The 17196-nt window shown below is 47.0% G+C and carries 13 protein-coding genes; 5 read left to right on the top strand and 8 right to left on the bottom strand.

All coding sequences use genetic code 11. The annotated features are described in order from the left end of the window. Nucleotides 1–76 precede the first annotated feature (76 nt). The 4 genes from ACWB0I_RS13235 to ACWB0I_RS13220 all read left to right on the top strand — a co-directional run bounded on the left by ACWB0I_RS13235 (nucleotide 77) and on the right by ACWB0I_RS13220 (nucleotide 7945). On the top strand, nucleotides 77–3184 hold the full coding sequence (locus ACWB0I_RS13235; RefSeq protein ID WP_479388546.1) for an efflux RND transporter permease subunit: 3108 nt from the start codon (nucleotides 77–79) through the stop codon (nucleotides 3182–3184). Nucleotides 3185–3238: 54 nt separating this feature from the next. Continuing rightward, a complete protein-coding gene (locus ACWB0I_RS13230; RefSeq protein ID WP_479388545.1) occupies nucleotides 3239–3574 on the top strand; it encodes a P-II family nitrogen regulator in 336 nt (111 codons plus the stop codon). Nucleotides 3575–3813: 239 nt separating this feature from the next. Continuing rightward, nucleotides 3814–5730 carry a heavy metal translocating P-type ATPase gene (locus ACWB0I_RS13225; protein WP_479388544.1) on the top strand — a complete coding sequence of 639 codons (1917 nt, stop codon included), beginning with the start codon at nucleotides 3814–3816 and terminating at the stop codon, nucleotides 5728–5730. 286 nt (nucleotides 5731–6016) lie between these two features. After that, nucleotides 6017–7945 (top strand): FlgD immunoglobulin-like domain containing protein, encoded by a 1929-nt coding sequence (locus ACWB0I_RS13220; RefSeq protein WP_479388543.1) that lies wholly within the window; start codon nucleotides 6017–6019, stop codon nucleotides 7943–7945. Nucleotides 7946–8236: 291 nt separating this feature from the next. Here the strand turns inward: ACWB0I_RS13220 and ACWB0I_RS13215 are convergent, their stop codons facing one another. From ACWB0I_RS13215 to ACWB0I_RS13185, 7 genes are all read right to left on the bottom strand, one after another. Next, complete coding sequence (locus ACWB0I_RS13215; protein WP_479388542.1) at nucleotides 8237–8860, bottom strand: TSCPD domain-containing protein; 624 nt, start codon at nucleotides 8858–8860, stop codon at nucleotides 8237–8239. Nucleotides 8861–8881: 21 nt separating this feature from the next. After that, entirely contained in the window at nucleotides 8882–11371 is a 2490-nt protein-coding gene (locus ACWB0I_RS13210) for an adenosylcobalamin-dependent ribonucleoside-diphosphate reductase (RefSeq protein WP_479388541.1), read from the bottom strand. A gap of 169 nt (nucleotides 11372–11540) precedes the next feature. Continuing rightward, complete coding sequence (locus ACWB0I_RS13205) at nucleotides 11541–12071, bottom strand: cob(I)yrinic acid a,c-diamide adenosyltransferase (RefSeq protein WP_479388540.1); 531 nt, start codon at nucleotides 12069–12071, stop codon at nucleotides 11541–11543. 105 nt (nucleotides 12072–12176) lie between these two features. Further along, entirely contained in the window at nucleotides 12177–13229 is a 1053-nt protein-coding gene (locus tag ACWB0I_RS13200) for an adenylate/guanylate cyclase domain-containing protein (protein WP_479388539.1), read from the bottom strand. Nucleotides 13230–13289: 60 nt separating this feature from the next. After that, a complete protein-coding gene (locus ACWB0I_RS13195; protein WP_479388538.1) occupies nucleotides 13290–13448 on the bottom strand; it encodes a DUF5989 family protein in 159 nt (52 codons plus the stop codon). A 23-nt stretch (nucleotides 13449–13471) separates the two neighbouring features. Further along, entirely contained in the window at nucleotides 13472–13876 is a 405-nt protein-coding gene (locus tag ACWB0I_RS13190; RefSeq protein WP_479388537.1) for an SxtJ family membrane protein, read from the bottom strand. Further along, nucleotides 13869–15689, bottom strand: a complete 1821-nt coding sequence (locus ACWB0I_RS13185; protein WP_479388536.1) for a carbamoyltransferase family protein — start codon at nucleotides 15687–15689, stop codon at nucleotides 13869–13871. Before ACWB0I_RS13185 ends, ACWB0I_RS13190 begins: the two co-directional genes overlap by 8 nt. Nucleotides 15690–16017: 328 nt before the next feature. Between ACWB0I_RS13185 and ACWB0I_RS13180 the strand changes: the two genes are divergently transcribed. Further along, entirely contained in the window at nucleotides 16018–16824 is an 807-nt protein-coding gene (locus tag ACWB0I_RS13180; protein ID WP_479388535.1) for an ABC transporter ATP-binding protein, read from the top strand. A gap of 144 nt (nucleotides 16825–16968) precedes the next feature. Here ACWB0I_RS13180 and ACWB0I_RS13175 read toward each other — a convergent pair. Further along, the coding region (locus ACWB0I_RS13175) for a hypothetical protein (protein ID WP_479388534.1) at nucleotides 16969–17196 on the bottom strand (228 nt) is incomplete at its 5' end.

Raw genomic sequence — 17196 nt, 5'->3', positions numbered from 1 at the left:
TGTAAATCTTTATTCAGAAATTTGCGTCTTGAGTATGGACACAAATTGTTGTTCTTAATTAAAGTGGAGAAACAAAATGAATAAATTAATAGAGTTTTCACTTAAAAATCGATTGCTGGTCTTATCGCTGGCCATCCTGATTATGGCCGGAGGCTGGTTTAGTTACAAGCAATTGCCGATTGATGCCTTCCCGGACGTTTCGCCGACTCTGGTTCAGGTGTTTACCGAAACGGAAGGTCTGGCTCCGGAAGAGATTGAAAAATACGTCACCTTTCCGGTAGAGGCGGCCATGAACGGCCTGCCCAATCTGGAGACCATCCGCTCGGTGTCCAATTTTGGCTTATCGGTGGTCAATATTTATTTTAAAGACGGTACCGATATTTATTTTGCTCGCCAGGTGGTAAACGAACGCCTGCAGGAAGCGCGCGAGCAAATCCCGGAAGGCTTCGGCGATCCACAGATGGGACCCATCTCGACCGGCATGGGATTAATCCTTTTTTACTACCTGGAAGACACCACCGGGCAGTACTCATTAACCGAACTGCGAACCATTCAGGATTGGTTAATCAAATATCAGCTGCAAACCGTGCCGGGCGTTACCGAAGTGCTGGGCATTGGCGGCTGGGAAAAGCAGTATCAGGTGGTGGTCGATGCCAATGCTCTGCAGCGCTACGACGTTACCATGCAGGACATTATCGAGAAGGTCCGGGCCAACAATTTGAACGTGGGCGCACAGTTCATTGAAAAAAACGCGGAAGAATTCATTGTGCGTTCGGTGGGTCTGGTTTCGAACATTGAAGATGTTGAAAACATCGTCATTAAATCTATTGACGGAACGCCCATTTACTTAAAGCAGATCGCCGAAGTCAAGATTGGCGGCGCAGTGCGGCGCGGCGTTCAAACACGGGACGGAATAGAAGAAGTTGTGGCCGGCATGGTGGTTAAGCTTTACGGGACAAACTCTTCCACCGTAATCAGCAAGGTAGAACAAAAGCTAAAAGAGATTAACAAAATTCTGCCTGAAGGCGTGCGCATTGTTCCCTACTACCAGCAAAAATCGCTGGTGCAGGCGGCCGTTTCTACGGTGACCAATGCGCTGCTGCAGGGCATTATTCTGGTGGCATTAATTTTGATTATCTTTATGGGCTCTATCCGTCCCAGTGTGGTGGTTGCCCTATCCATTCCTTTTTCCATTTTATTTGCCTTTATCGGCATGCGCTACTTAAATCTTTCCATCAATTTAATGTCTTTTGGCGGATTGGCCATCGCCATTGGGATGATGGTGGATGGAACGATTGTAATGGTTGAAAACGTCGACCGCATGTTACGCAGTTCGAAGTCTGATGAACCGCGCATTCACGTGGTGGCCAGGGCGGCCAGAGAAGTGGCCAGGCCCATCGTGTTTGCCATTTCCATAATCATCGTGGTCTTTTTACCTCTTTTCACTCTGCAGGGCGTTGAAGGCAAAACCTTTAAGCCGTTGGCCTTTACCGTCTCGCTGGCCATGTTGGGCTCGCTTATTTTCGCTCTCTTGTTAGCGCCGCTTTTTTCCCATCTGTTCATGCGCCGGCCCAAAAATCAAGGCAAGAAAAGCGATTCCAAAGAAATTGCGGTTGTCCGTTTTTTGCAAAAAACCTACGAGCCCGTTATTCGGTTTTTCATCAAAAAAAGATTTATGGCCATTGCCCTGGCAATTATTCTATTATTGATGGGCATTGCAATCTTTCCCCAATTGGGATCTGAATTCACCCCAACACTTCAGGAAGGCACCATTATTTTGCGCCTAACCATGTCGCCTTCCATTTCATTAACCGAAAGCACACGGCTTACCCAAATTGTAGAGCGACGTGTGATGCAGGTGCCGGAAGTGGAGCATGTGGTTACGCGCATCGGCCGTGGGGAGGTCGGCGCGCATACCGATCCAATTAATAGCGCCGAGATGTACATTCTGCTTAAACCCAAAGAAGAGTGGCGCACGGCAAAAACGCAGCAGGAATTAGAAGATGTTATTCGCCATGAAGTGGGAGAGATTCCCGGTATTCTGGCCAATTTTACGCAGCCCATTCAAATGACGGTGGATGAATTATTAGAAGGCGTGCGCGCCGAGCTGGCCATCAAGTTGTTTGGCGACGATCTGGAAATTCTAAAAGAAAAAGCCGACGAAATTGCCCGCGTGGTGCAGCGCGTTCCCGGCGCCGCAGATGTGCAGCCCGATCAGATCAGCGGTACGCCACAATTATTGATTCGTCCTGATCGACATGCCATAGCCCGTTACGGCATTAACATGGAAGACGTCCAGAGGGTAATTCGCTCTACTGTGGGCGGAGAGGTGGCCGGACAGCTCTTTGAAGGCGTTAAACGGTTCGATATTCTGGTGCGTTTTGCGCCGGAATTTCGCAGCACGCCGCAGCAAATCGAACAAATTCTGATTGAAACGCCGGACGGCACGCACATTCCCCTGGCTCAAATTGCAGAAATCAAAGAGATCGTCGGGCCGCGCCAGATTACGCGCCAGAACAGCCAGCGCTTTATCACTATCCAGAGCAATGTGGTGGGCCGCGACATCGGCTCTTTTGTGGCCGAAGCGCAAAAAGCCATCGATGAAAATGTGAGTTTGCCGCCCGGCTATCTGGTGACCTGGGGCGGACAGTTCCGCCTGCAGCAGGAGGCAAACAAGCGGCTGGCCGTGGTTATTCCCATTACGCTGATCATCATTTTTGTGCTGCTCTTTTCCAGCTTCGGTTCTCTGAAAAACACCTTTCTGATTTTGCTTAATATCCCACTGGCGCTGGTGGGCGGCGTCGCCGCTCTGTGGATATTCGGGCAGAATCTATCGGTACCGGCCTCGGTGGGCTTTATTGCTTTGTTCGGCATCGCCCTGGAAAACGGCATGGTGCTTGTTTCCTATCTGAATAAGCTGTTAAAAGATGGCATGCCCATTGATGAGGCTTCGGTAAAAGGCGCGCTTTTGCGACTGCGCCCCGTGCTGATGACCGCCATTACCACCGCGCTGGGATTAATTCCCTTACTGATGGCAACGGGCGTGGGCAGCGAGGTACAGCGTCCGCTGGCCATTGTTGTAGTTGGCGGATTAGTAACTTCAACTATTCTAACGCTACTGGTCATTCCGGCTATTTACAAATGGTTCTCAATCAACATTGAGAGCGAGCTGGAGGTAGATTGAGGTACAAACTTTTTCAATATTTTTTAAATGATTAATACAAGAAAGGAAAAAAAAATGAAACATGTAATCGCCTATATTAAACCGCACAAGCTAACCGAGGTTACCATGGCTTTGCGCCATATAGAACATTTGAGTGGCATGACCGTGCTTGAGGTTAAAGGTTTTGGCCGTGGCCGTAAAACAAAAACCTCTCTGGAAGAACAATTAGTTGATTTTGTACCGCACATAAAGATTGAAGTTTTTTGCAATGACGAATTGCTCGATCGCGTTGTAGAAGCTATTGAAACAACGGCGCACACCGGTTTGCGCGGCGATGGTAAAATTTACATTTGCGGTCTACAGGAGGCCATTCGCATTAGCACAGGTGAACGCGGAGAGGCTGCTGTTTAGAGCAGCTCTCCTGCCTTCTGGCCTCGTTTAAGTTCTAAAAAAAACACATGCGCCGACCAGAAGGCAATTTTTTAAATTCAACGGGGCCGGAGGTTTAAAAGAAAACTTTCATCATTTGATTCTTTCCTACTATGGGAAAGAATGTTACAGCGCAAAAAGCAGGCTCAATATCTGCATGGGATTGAGCCATGGGTAAATTTTAATTTACTGGTTAATTAAATCGAAAGGAGTTAACAAAAATGAATAAGCAAGAAAAAGAGGCTTTCTATGGCAAGTGGTACAGCCACCCTCCCATGCGTAATGCTCTAATTGCCGGAGCAATTACGGGACTGACTTTTACTCTTTCCCTCACAGGCATGATTGCCCAAACATGGGAGATTGTTCTGTACCTCATGGCCATTGCGCTTGGCGGTTATCACTGGACGCGCGAAGGTCTGGAAGAATTAATCGAAGAAAAAGAGATCGGTATTGAAATGCTGATGATCGCCGCCACGATCGGTTCGGCCATTTTGGGCATGTGGGACGAAGCGGCCTTTCTGGTCTTTTTGTATGGCGTGGCTGAAGGTCTGGAGGAGTACACCTACGCCAAAACTCGAGCTTCCATTCGTAAATTGCTGGACCTGGCGCCCAAAGAAGCGCACCTGCTGCGCAGCGGCAAAGAAGAAGTCGTACCCGCCGAAACATTGAAGGTGGGCGATATCTTTCTGGTCAGACCCGGCGAATCCATTCCCACGGACGGTATTATCATCAAAGGCCGTTCCACTGTAAACGAAGCGCCGGTTACCGGGGAATCGACGCCGGTGGTGAAAGAAGAAGGACAGCCTGTTTTTGCTGCGACCATGAATCAGGAAGGCGCCCTGGAGATTCGCGCCACAGCTACCTTCCAGGACAATACCCTGGCCAAAATGATCCATCTGGTGGAAGAGGCCCAGGAGCAAAAAGGTAAAGCGCAGGCCTTTATCGAACGGTTTGGCCGCAGATATTCTCCGCTGGTGCTGGTAAGCGCTCTTTTAATGATTATTGTCCCTTACCTTTTAGGCGCTTCGCTTTCATTCTGGGCATCAAGAGCCGTGGTATTGCTGGTTGCCGCAGCGCCGTGCGCATTGATTATGTCCACGCCGGTGGCCCTGGCCGCTGGAATAGGCACCGCCGGTAAAAATGGTGTTTTAATCAAAGGCGGCGTGCATCTGGAAAATCTTGGAAAATTAAAAGCCATGGCCTTTGACAAAACCGGTACGCTAACCATGGGCAAACCGGTGATTACGGACATCATTCCGGCCAACGGCACGGTAGAGGATCTATTGCAAGTCGCTTTAAGTATTGAACGGCTTTCGGAGCATCCTCTGGCCAGAGCCATTGTTCAAAAAGCGGAAGAATTAAACATAAAAGCTCTTGAAGTTAGCGAGTTTAAATCTATTGCTGGATACGGCGCCCGGGCTAAAATTAACGGTAAGTTTTTTGTAGTGGGACGCCCGGAATTGATGGGCAGCAACGCCCTGATACCTGCTCTGGAATCTAAGGCGCGAGCTTTGCGCGAACAGGCTAAAACCGTCATTGTCGTGGGCAGCGACCATGAGGTAAAAGGGCTGCTGGCCGTTCGGGACGAAATCCGGCCCGGCGCCGTTCAAATGATTGAAGAGTTGCACCGACTGGGCATCAAAGTGGCTATTTTAACCGGCGATAATGAACAAACAGCGCAGGCCATTGCCAGAGAGTTAAAAGTGGATGATGTGCGCGCCGGCTTAAAACCGGAAAATAAAATGGACGCCCTGAAAGAACTGCTGCGACAATATGGGGCCGTGGCCATGGTAGGCGACGGCATAAACGACGCTCCGGCGCTGGCACAGGCAACCGTTGGCTTTGCCATGGGCGCTGCCGGTACTGATGCAGCCATTGAGGCGGCCGATATCGCTCTGATGGGCGACGACCTGGCAAAGATTCCCTTTGCCTTAAGACTGGGCAAAAAAGTTCGCATTGTAAGCACAGAAAACATCGTCTTTTCCTTGCTTGTTTTGCTTTTTTTAATTCCCACAGCCGTCGCCGGTATGATGACTGTGGCCACGGCCGTTTTCTTTCACGAAGCATCAGAATTGTTGGCCGTTGCAAACGGGTTAAGAGCTGGCAAGTTTAAAAATGGCAGATCTGATAAAAAATAGCAACATTCAGCCTTTACGTTCGAAAACAAAGCGATGAACATTGTACTTAACTTTGAATGAAAGTGTGATGCAGAAAAGAAAACTGTCTTTTTAAATCAAACGGAATTTACCTTTACTTTGAAAAGAATGGGAGTCGTCGTAGCCATTAAAGATACTTACTCATTGATCGATAATATTTAATGTTATTTCCGTATGGTCTAAAAAGAGCCATCAGGAAATTCGGGAGGCAGCAATACTGCAATTGGCCATGTGTAAAATGTAAAAATCACAAAGACTTTGGAGGAATATGCTTAAATTATTTCTTCTTGCAGTCATGGTAGGGCTGGGATTAACATCTTTAATGGCGCAGAACCTGCCCACGCAAACCTCTACTCTGTTTAGCGGTTCAGGCAATTGCGCCACCTGCCATCAGCCCGGGTCTCCTAACACAAGCGCGTTGTTAGATGCCCACGGACATGATGTTTCGCCGGTTACTTTATGGCGTTCCACAATGATGGCCAATGCAGCCCGAGATCCTTTCTGGCAGGCAAAAGTTTCTGCGGAAATTGAAGCCAATCCACATTTGCAAAGTGTCATTGAAGACAAATGCACCACCTGCCATGCGCCCATGGGGCGCACCGAAGCCATCTACAACGGCGCTTCCGGCTACACAATCGCCGAGATGAAAACAGATCCACTGGCCATGGACGGAGTAAGCTGCACAGTTTGTCACCAGATTAAAAGCGATAACCTGGGCCAATCGGTAAGTTTCAGCGGACATTATCTCATTGAAAATGATCGTCTCATTTATGGACCATTCCAGAATCCTTTAACGGGCCCCATGCAAAATAATGTGAACTACACGCCAACCTACGGCGCTCAAACGTTGCAATCGGAGCTCTGCGCCACCTGTCACACTCTGTTCACGCCTTATGTGGATAACGACGGCAATGTGGTGGGAGAGGCGCCGGAACAGACGCCTTACCTGGAGTGGAAAAACAGCGTCTTTCCGGCCCGCAATGTACAATGCCAGACCTGTCATATGCCAGAACTTGAGGAGAGCGTTATCATTTCTAACCGCCCCAACTCTCTGGGAGCGCGCAGCAAATTTGCCTTGCATTATTTTGTGGGCGGTAACGTTTACATGCTGCAATTATTAAGAGCCAATCGTGCCGACCTGGGTTTAACTGCTACCGACGCACAAATTGACAGCACCATCGCGCGAACCGTTCGGATTTTGCAGAATGAAACCGCGGAACTATCGGCCCAATACCAATGGTTAACCAATGACTCTCTGCTGATCAAAATAGCCGTTCAGAACAAAACCGGACACAAGTTTCCAACCGCTTACCCCAGTCGGCGTGCCTGGCTGGAACTACGCTTAAACGATGCACAGGGACAGGTGTTGTTTGAATCCGGCGCATGGGATGCCGATTCAGGAGAAATTCGCTACTTATCCGAACCTTTCGAACCGCATTACACAATAATTACCAAACCGGAACAGGTGCAAATTTACCAATCGGTGATGAAGGACGTGGACAACAACGTTAACTACACCCTGTTGCGCGCTGCCGGTTATCTTAAAGACAATCGCATCCCGCCGCAGGGATTTAGTGTAAATGGCCCGGCGTACGATTCCACGGCCATCATTGGAAAGGCTGTTAGCGATGCGGATTTCAATCGCAATGGTTCCGGAAGTGACACCGTTCTTTACAAAATTGGCGGCTTGAACATAAATAATCAGTATGTGTTAACGGTTAAATTGAATTACCAGAGTCTGAGTCCCCGTTTTGTGGCAGATCTATTCCAGTACAATACGCCCGAAGTTCGGACATTCGAATCCTATTATCAACAAATTCCAAATTTACCACTGGTCATTGATTCCTTGCAGCTAACGGTTACAGCCACGCCTATTGCAAAGAGCCAACCTTCTGTTCTGCACAGCGCGTTACTGGTTAGTGCGTATCCCAATCCATTCAATCCTCAAACCACCATCCGTTTACAAACTCCAGCGTCCGGTAAATTGACTATTACTATTTTTAATGTGAATGGTAAAAAAGTAAAAACTCTGGTACAAACAATGGTTCCAAAAGGCACCTACCACTTTCCCTGGAATGGGCAATCCGATCGAAATGCTTTGCTTTCCAGCGGAACCTATCTGGTGCGCATCAAATTTAAATCCAACGTATTAAATCAATTACAAATAAAAACGAAGAAGATCGTCTTACTTAAATGAACCTTTATTAAACGTCTTGTAAGAAAAGTTAATTTTTCAAAAAAATACCTGCCGCGCCTATGGAATACACTTTTGGAACCATCTTCAGGAAAATGCTTGGCCCTTACGCTAGAGCAGAATTTCTCCGCTCTTCCTCGCGCAATCGAGGCAGCGGTAGAAATGACAAACAGGTTGAGCTTCAGGCGTAGTTCGGAAACCCGGGCTTCCCAACTGACTGATTTTCCTCTAAGCCTGCTTTTCGGAGAAAAAGGGATGTGGGAGGTAACAAAATTCAGGTCTTGACAAAAATTCTTAATGGTCGCACTTACTGTAAGTGCATTCCGGATTGACACAGGTTAAACAGCCATTTTCCATCTTTACACTTTTCTGATTGCATTCGGGGCAAATAAAAAATTCCGTGTTGGTTGGCGTTTTGGGTTCCATCTCGGGATTAAGGACCTTGGTGACTTCAGGAATAATCGAAGGGTCGCCTTCTTCTTCCTCATTCATACAGCCGATTTCGCGGAAGAATCGTTCAATCACATCGGCAATTTCTGAATAAAAAGAATGGATGTATTTCCCGTTTTTATGATATCCACCATTGGGATCGTGAATGCTGCTTAATTCTTCCAGAATAAAAACCGGATTGGCCGATTTGCGAAAGATGGCTGAAATTAAACGCGTTAAGACAGCATATTCTGCATTCTTGGTAAGGTCTTTGCTATTAATAAAAATTTCGATTGGACGATTTTTGCCGTTTTGAGTAATGTAACCCAGAGTAATGTACACGCTGTGTTTCACAAAACCGCTGCGCAAACGGTATACCTTGGCATTGACCACGTCCGGTCGTTCCAATACATGATCCGTTACGTTGTCTAAAGGTTCTTCGTGTTTAACTTCTTTAATTTCAAATTTTTGATCTCTAATCTTAATCATGATAAGCATTACTCCTCATATTTAGCCGTTATTGTGCTCCATTGATTTTAAATAGTGGTACACCGTAGTCAATTTGCCATCGGGTGTCTGGATCACATCGTCACCTTTTAATGTAACCTCTTCTTTGGCATCATTCAACAAAATTTTAAATAATTTTTCTTTCATGCGTTGAAATTCTGTCTTTTGTCCGTCCACGGTCAAAATCGGATAGCGGCTTCCGTCCCGATAAATAGTAATGCCCTTCAAGCCCTTTTTCCAGGCCAGCAAATAGATGTTGGAAATGACCTCGGGCTCAATGGTTTCCGGCAGATTAACCGTAGATGAAATGCTGTGATCCACATATTTCTGGCATCTACCCTGGATGTCCACACGCTTTTCTGCATTCACATGATGGGCGGTACGGAAAAAGTGTGGAGGCAAATAATCGGTCAATTCCGCTTCGGTCTGTGCATTGGCCACCTTGTCCTGTAGATTGTGTAAATCGATATAGGCCTGAACCGTGGAATGGAACACTTTGAAAAACTGATTGCCAAACGATTCCGAGCGACGGGTGTAGTAGAGCGCGAAAATGGGCTCAATACCGGAAGAGACGCCCAGATAATGTTTGTCTCCGATTTTGAAACTGAGTGCAATATTACTAATCGAACCGGTAGGAGCAATCGACAGAATAGCAATATTGCGTAACCCCTTTTCTTTAATCAGCTCGCGGGTTTCCTTTGAAAGCGCTTCTTTAAAGAAAGGACCCTGGGCATATTTTTCGTAATCGAAAATGGGAGAGGGGCCTTTTTCGGCAGCCAGCTCAGCCGAGGCCTGGTAAGATTCATCGGCAATGGTTTGCATGACTTTTTCCAGGAGGGCAATGCCTTCGTCAGAATCATAGCCAATGCCCAACTGATTGAGCATGTCGGCGGCGCCCATGATGCCCAGCCCCAGGCGACGCGTTTCGGCAGCCGCTTTGCGTTGCTTCTCTAAGGGATTGAGCACTTCGTTCCAGCTCACCACATTGTCCAGAAATCGCACCACGGCCCGCGTTACCGATTTTAAGGTACCCCAATCGATCTCAGCCTCTGGCTGATAGCCCTGTTTCACAAAGCGGGAAAGGTTAATGGAAGCCAGATTGCAGGCGCCCCCATCTTCCAGAGGCACCTCGGCGCAGGGGTTGGTTGCTGAAATTGGCCGCCCCACATAGTTGGACGGCGAGTATTTGCTCATTTTACTCCAGAAAATCAAGCCGGGCTCAGCTGTTTTGTAATTTCCCTCGACAAACGCATCCCAGATTTCACGCGCTTTAATCAACCGACGAATTTCGCCCGTCGGTTTGGAGGCAAAGTAGAGCATAAAATCGCCGCTGTATTTTAAGGCCAGGTCAAAGGGTTCGGAATCGATGGGTAAGACCAGGTCTCCGTACACATCACGCTTGTTTGGATCGCCCAGGTCCGTTTCGGTAATGATCAATTCGTAATTTTTGTAAAGGAAATCATTTAAGGAGCTGATATCGCCAAAAACCTTGAACAACTCATATTCTTCGATATTCTTTGCCGGAATTTGAATGGAATAGTGTTGCGTTTCTTCCAGATAGGCGCTGGACAGCATGCTCTTGTTGAATTTTTTGTAAACCAGAATTTTGTCCGGTCCATAATTTTTCTGCTCGTAAACAGCCTGCATGAACTCATCAGAAGCCTTGACGCTGATGTTGGCAAAACGCACCTGGGTGTTTTCCATGACCTGTTTTTCGATCTCTTTGAGCTGGTAATTATCGAATTGATTGGTCCACTTAAGCTGTTCAACAATCTGCTTGGTTACCCAGTTAGGAATTTTTTTAACTTTGATGAAATCGATAACGTCAGGGTGTTTGACATCGATAGTTAGCATCAGCGCGCCGCGCCGACCGCTCTGCCCGATTAGTCCAGTGGTTAAAGAAAACAGATCCATGAAAGACACGGCTCCTGTAGATGTGTCGGCTGCATTATGTACAACCGAATTTTTAGGACGCAACACGGAGATATCTACGCCAATGCCCCCACCGTACGAGTAGGTACGCGCACATTCATAGGCAGACTGGTAGATGGCCTCAATATTGTCACCGGCAATTTGCGAGACGAAACAGTTGGCCAGGGTCTTGAGGCGGTAAAGGTCCCCGGCACCAGCCAGCACCCGTCCGCCAGGAATGTAATACCCTTCGTACATGTAGCGGTAAAATTTTTCGGCCCATTCTTCCTGTTTCTTGGGGTCTGTTTCGATAGCGGCCACAAAGGACGCAACGCGGTTAAAAAGGTCTTCCGGACGGTGTTCTACCAGATTATTATTCAAATCCTTAACAAAATACTTTTTGACATAGATGTTACGCGCCAGTTCATTGTCCCCCCAATATTTATTTTCTGGATGAACAGGAAGCTGCCCTTCGTTCATCTTCTTTTTATTAACCAGATAGAGATTTTGGTAGGATTTAATATTGCGCCGACCGGCTACAGATACAAACTTCCCCTTGTGTTTAAACATATCTAAAAACATGCTGCCCACCTCTTTTAATTTTTTTACGTTTGTTCATTTCCGAAAGGAGCCATATTCGAGAGATCGCGCGCTTAAAAAAAGAAAAATGTTGATTTCACCCCGCCCCTGTCACACTCCATTTTAAAAATTAATTCGATTAAAAACAAGTTAAATTTTTAACGCAAACCCATCAATTTTCAAATCCTTTCCGGGCCGTAATGCCTTGCTGATAATAGTGCTTTATTTCTTTCATTTCAGTCACCAGATCGGCCATTTCAATGATTTCTTTAGGGCAATAACGCCCGGTCAAAATTACTTCAACGGACCGCGGTTTCTGTTTTAAAAAATCTACAATCTGCTCCGTTGTAAACAGCTTAAAATAGATGGAAACCAGCACTTCATCCAGTACAATGAGCTCATACTTTAAACCAAGCATGGCCTCTCGTGCTTCCTGCAATCCCTGAAACATCTCCGTCCGCAAGGCGTTTGAGGGCGGCCGTTTCTGAAATACAAAAGCATCGTTTCCCCAGTTTTTGATGATTATTTGCGAACCAAAACGACGTAAAATTTTCCGTTCGCCATAGGGAAAATTCTTCATGAACTGAGCCAGGTACACATGAAAGCCATGGCCTAAAGCACGAATGATCTGTCCAATGGCCGCGGTAGTTTTCCCCTTTCCGTTGCCCGTGTAAACCTGAATAAAACCTTGTTCCAATGGCATCGTTCTCTTACTCAAAGGTTTGACCTGATGGCCCGGCCCGGACTCTTACATCCCTGGGTTCCTTTTAATTCCTGAATGGAAGGCAAATTACACACAGTGTTTGAATTACTGCACATAAAAAAAGTAGACCTCTTCTTTGCCATTCAGGCCTTTTAACAACACCTCTTTTTTAGAAACCTTGCCCACCGAAAAACGATTGAGTTCCTTTTTGGTCTGATTGAAAAACTCTTGACTGGTCACAATGGCCTGCGGTTTGGCGTAAGAGACCAGGCGCGCAGTTTTATTGACCGTTGAACCAAAAAGATCAAAGGTGTCGTTCAGGTTAACCACAATAGCCGGGCCAGCATGTAAACTGATTTTAATTCCCGATGAAAAATGGGGCAAACGCATTTTAAAGAAGTGATCGACGTGTTCTTTGATCTCCAGGGCCGCTTCCAGCGCCAATGTGTGATCTTTAAAAACAGCCATGACGGCATCACCAATGGTTTTAATCACTCCACCATATTTTTCAATGATGGTGTTGAACAGAATTTCGAAATGCTCATTGACCAGTAAAAAGGCCTGGACATCGCCAATTTTCTCGTACATACTGGTGGAGCTGATTAAATCGGTGAACATGATGCTCACACTACGAATTTTTATGCCCTGATTCAAACGCGGCACCTGTTCGCTAAACTGCTCTCTAAAATCCGGGTATCCCAGCAGATCAAGCACCGTTAACGGTTTTAGCCGGGGATCGATCTTTTCCGCTTCTGTGTCGTCTTTTTTTAAAACTTCATCAAAAAAACGGGGATGTAAGGCCAGCACTACCTGTACATTGTGATCGCCTTCCGGCTCGTATTCTGAACCACAAACCTGGCAATGTTCATGCACACGCAAATTTTTTAAGGTGGGCGTTTCAAAATTAAGGCTGTGGCAATGCGGGCAAAACACCTGCCATTCCATCTCAAACAGACCGTCAAGCACGCCATAGGTCACCAGTTTTAAAGTTTCCTGGTAATCAAAGTCCAGTTTAATGGCCAGATGGTTCGGATAGAGTTTGCGGAGCTGTTTTTCATCTATTTGCGCCAGATAGTTAAAAAGTTTTTGAATTTTTTCTTTTTCAAAACCACGGTGGAAAAGCTTGATCAGCGTGTTTTTTAATAGTTCTAAATCCATAAGCCTACCCTTATTTGGGATTAAAACGTAACAATGGCCGGCAATATTTCAAAATCATCTCTAAAATAGGCTGTAAATAAAAAGCGCTACCGGACTCCCCTGGGCCAGCACAATGATTATTCCCAGGAAGAAAAGTACGAAGACAATGGGCAACAACCACCACTTTTTATGTGATTTTAAAAATTTCAGGTATTCTCCCACAATTTTGATTTTACTCATTCCGGCTCCTTTTAGTGTAATGATTAATGCAATTTCGTCAAATCACTTTGTGTGGTCTGGCGCTTTTGCCAATAGGTCGATTTTTGGGGCTCCCATTTTAAATCCAGAGTTTGCTTTTTGAATAATTTAAGACCAAAGCCAATGGGGGTAAAAATTAAATAGAATATTAGCAAAAGAATCAGGCGCGACATGATAAAGCCCAATCCATGCCCCAATGTCATCCAGATTCGGTAAAACAGGATAAGCAGGGGGCGAATCAACCATCCACTCAATAGGACAACGAGCAGAGCGGCAAAGATCTTTGCTAAAATCAAATGATCAGTAAAAACGGCCCAGATCAAAAACGCCAGGGACAGCAGCCCGACGGTTAACACAAATTGGCGCAGTACACGGCGCGTGGGTTGCTCTTGCCAAAGTGTTCTAATCAAGTTCAAACACCTCCTCTCTGGCTTTCTCGATTTGTTGCGTGGGTTGATTTTCTTTACGTAAGAGATAATTGCCCAGAACCAGCAGATCCATCTCCGTGCGTAAAAAACAGTAATAGGCATCGGCCGGAGAGGCCACAATCGGTTCGCCGCGCACATTAAAAGAAGTATTGATGAGTAGCGGATAACCTGTTCTTTCTTTAAAGGCTTGCAACAGCCGGTAAAAACGCGGATTGGTTTGGGAGTGAACCGTTTGCAAACGCGCCGAATAATCCACATGGGTCACAGCCGGAATATGCGAACGTTTGATGTGCAGGCGCTCCAGACCCTGGGCCGGCCCCTGTTGTTCAGAGGCCACTCGCTTAAGAGGGTGTACCGGCGCCACCAGTAACATGTAAGGACTGGGACGGTCAATCTGAAACCAGTTCCTGGCATCCTCTTCCAGAACGGCTGGAGCAAATGGGCGGAAACTCTCGCGAAATTTGATTTTCAGATTCATTTTGCGCTGCATTTGTGGGTGGCGGGGATCGCCTAAAATGGAGCGATTGCCCAGGGCGCGCGGGCCAAACTCCATTCGTCCCTGAAACCAGCCTACGACTTTCCCCTTTTCCAGTTCAGCGGCCACCATTTCAAACAGATGTTCATCTGAGAGCCTGACGTAGGGCGCGCCTGTTTTTCGTAAAAAGGCTTCAATCCGCGCATCTGAAAACCATGGCCCCAGGTACGATCCCTTTTGCTGATCATGGATTTCATCAGCCTGACGCGGATGTTTCAAATAGTGGTGATGGACCAGTAAAGCGGCGCCCAGCGCGCCACCGGCGTCTCCGGCAGCCGGTTGAATCCATAAGTCATCGAACAACCCGCTTCGCAGTAATTTGCCATTGGCCACGCAGTTTAGAGCCACGCCCCCGGCGAGGCAGAGCTTTTTCTGACCGGTAAGCCGTTTTACGTAACGCGCCATGCGTAGCACAATCTCTTCCGTAACGCGCTGGATCGAAGCTGCCAGATCCATTTCACGCTGCGTTAAAGCTGCTTCCGGTTTGCGCGGCGGGCCGCCAAACAATCTGGCAAACCGGCGGCCGGTCATGGTCAAACCGCCCAGATAGTTAAAATACTTCATGTTCAATTTGAACGAACCGTCTTCTTTGAGGTCCAGCAATTCATCTAAAATCGTCTGCACAAAGCGGGGTTGACCATAAGGAGCCAGGCCCATCAACTTGTACTCGCCGGAATTAACTTTGAATCCGGTAAAATAGGTAAAAGCAGAGTAGAGCAAACCCAGCGAATGCGGAAATTTTTGTTCCATCATTAGTTCAATTGTGTTTCCTTCTCCGCGCCCGATGGAGCTGGTGGTCCATTCGCCCACTCCGTCCATGGTCAAAATGGCCGCCTGTTTAAAAGGCGAAGGGAAGAAAGCGGAGGCGGCGTGCGACTCGTGATGTTCTGCAAAATAGAGCGGACCGTTGTAATTCAATTTCTTTTGAATTAAATCCGGAATCCAGAGCTTTTCGGAAATCCACAGGGGAATGGCCATCAGGAATGAACGCAATCCCAGAGGGGCTGTGGTTAAATAGGTTTCCAGAATACGATCAAATTTGAGGAAAGGCTTCTCATAAAAAGCGACATGATCCAGCCTGTCCGTTTTAATCCTGGCCTCCTGCAAGCAATATCGAATAGCCTGAAGGGGAAAAGCGTGATCGTGTTTTTTGCGCGAAAAACGCTCTTCCTGTGCTGCAGCTACGATTTGCCCATCTTTTAACAGGGCCGCTGCCGAATCATGGTAAAAGGCCGAAATACCTAAAATGTACTCACTCATCGCAATAAATTACGCAAGAATGGGATTAACGTAAAAATAAATTTGAAGCGTCCTTAAAATGCAGGGCAGAAGCTTCTGAAACATTTTCTAAAGAAATTGAAAGTCTCAAGCTGAAGTTCAGGTTACGCTACATTTAGGCGGGACATTTGTTCGGGGTGCCAGTGCGCGGCTCGAGCTAAAGCTCGAGTAACCTTGCGCTTACCAATTGTTTGCAAGTGTAAAATCCCGATGAATCGGGATTCGAAATGACAGGCGGATGCGGCAGTTGCATTCAACCATTAAAAAATAGTAAGTTGTTCATGGACAAAACATTCAGGGCAGGATTTCCATGGAAGAAACGGTCATGCGTCTGCACAGGGTTACCTTTGCCTATCTGGAGGAGCCTGTGCTGCAACATATCGATCTGGAAATTGCCGGCGGGGAATTTGTCGGTATTATCGGACCTAATGGTGTTGGCAAATCGACTTTACTCAAAGTGATGGCTGCGCTCTACCCTCCCACTCAGGGAACTTACCAGTTGTTTGGTAAAAATCTGAAAAGCTGGAAACGTAAAGCCATTGCGCGAACCATCGGCTATGTGCCGCAGAGCGTGGATCTAACCTTTCCCTTTACCGTGCGCCAGGTGATCGAAATGGGACGCTACCCTTACTTTACGGGAATCATCGGCGGCGACCCGCAGGGCGAGCCCTTTGTGCGGAAGGCCATTGAGCTAACCGATTTGCACGGTCTGGAACAACGCATGTTCTCTTCGCTGAGCGGAGGGGAAAAACAGCGCGTGATTATTGCCAGCGTTTTGGCCCAGAACACGCCCATCGTTCTGCTGGACGAACCCACCGCTTCACTGGATTTAAAACACCAGATCGCCATTTTAAAACTGTTGAAACAGTTGAGCCTTAACGAAAAAAAGACCGTGGTTCTGGTTACGCACGAGGTCAATCTGGCTGCTCAGTTTTGTGATCGCCTTCTGCTGCTCAATGAAGGCCAGATTTTGAAATCCGGTCCGCCGCGCGAAGTGCTGCAGTTCAATTTGATTCAGCAGGTTTACGGCGTTAATGTGTACATCGATATCAATCCCTTTACCAATTCGATTTACATCTTACCTTACGATGTAAAAAGAGGAGAGAATGGGGAGTAACTCTTTTTTTAGAATTCTGATGCACTGGCGAGGGGGAGATTCAGCCGGCCAGGGCAGATCTCGAGCTAAAGCACGAGTTACATTGCTCTTTCGAATGGTCTACCAATGTAAGGGATTTTCAGAATGACATGCCGGCACGGTTCCTCACCGCCTGGGCATAAGTTGCCCCTTCGCAAAATAATTCGTAATTAGTAATTTTTTATTAAAATTAATTTTTTGAGCTCTCTGTGACTTCTCGGCGCTCTCTGTGGTTGCTTTAATCCCAGCGCAGAAATGTTGTTGGTTTAGGCTCTGCTGCCTTAAAGATGAAGGCCTGCAGTGTATTAAAATTGTCGGTTTTGTGATCAGCAAAGGCGTTTGCAGCTCAGGTGT

This window comes from Caldithrix sp. (genome assembly GCF_056497305.1).
Note: the sequence above shows the minus strand (reverse complement) of the source record. Positions and strands in the feature narration are given on the sequence as shown.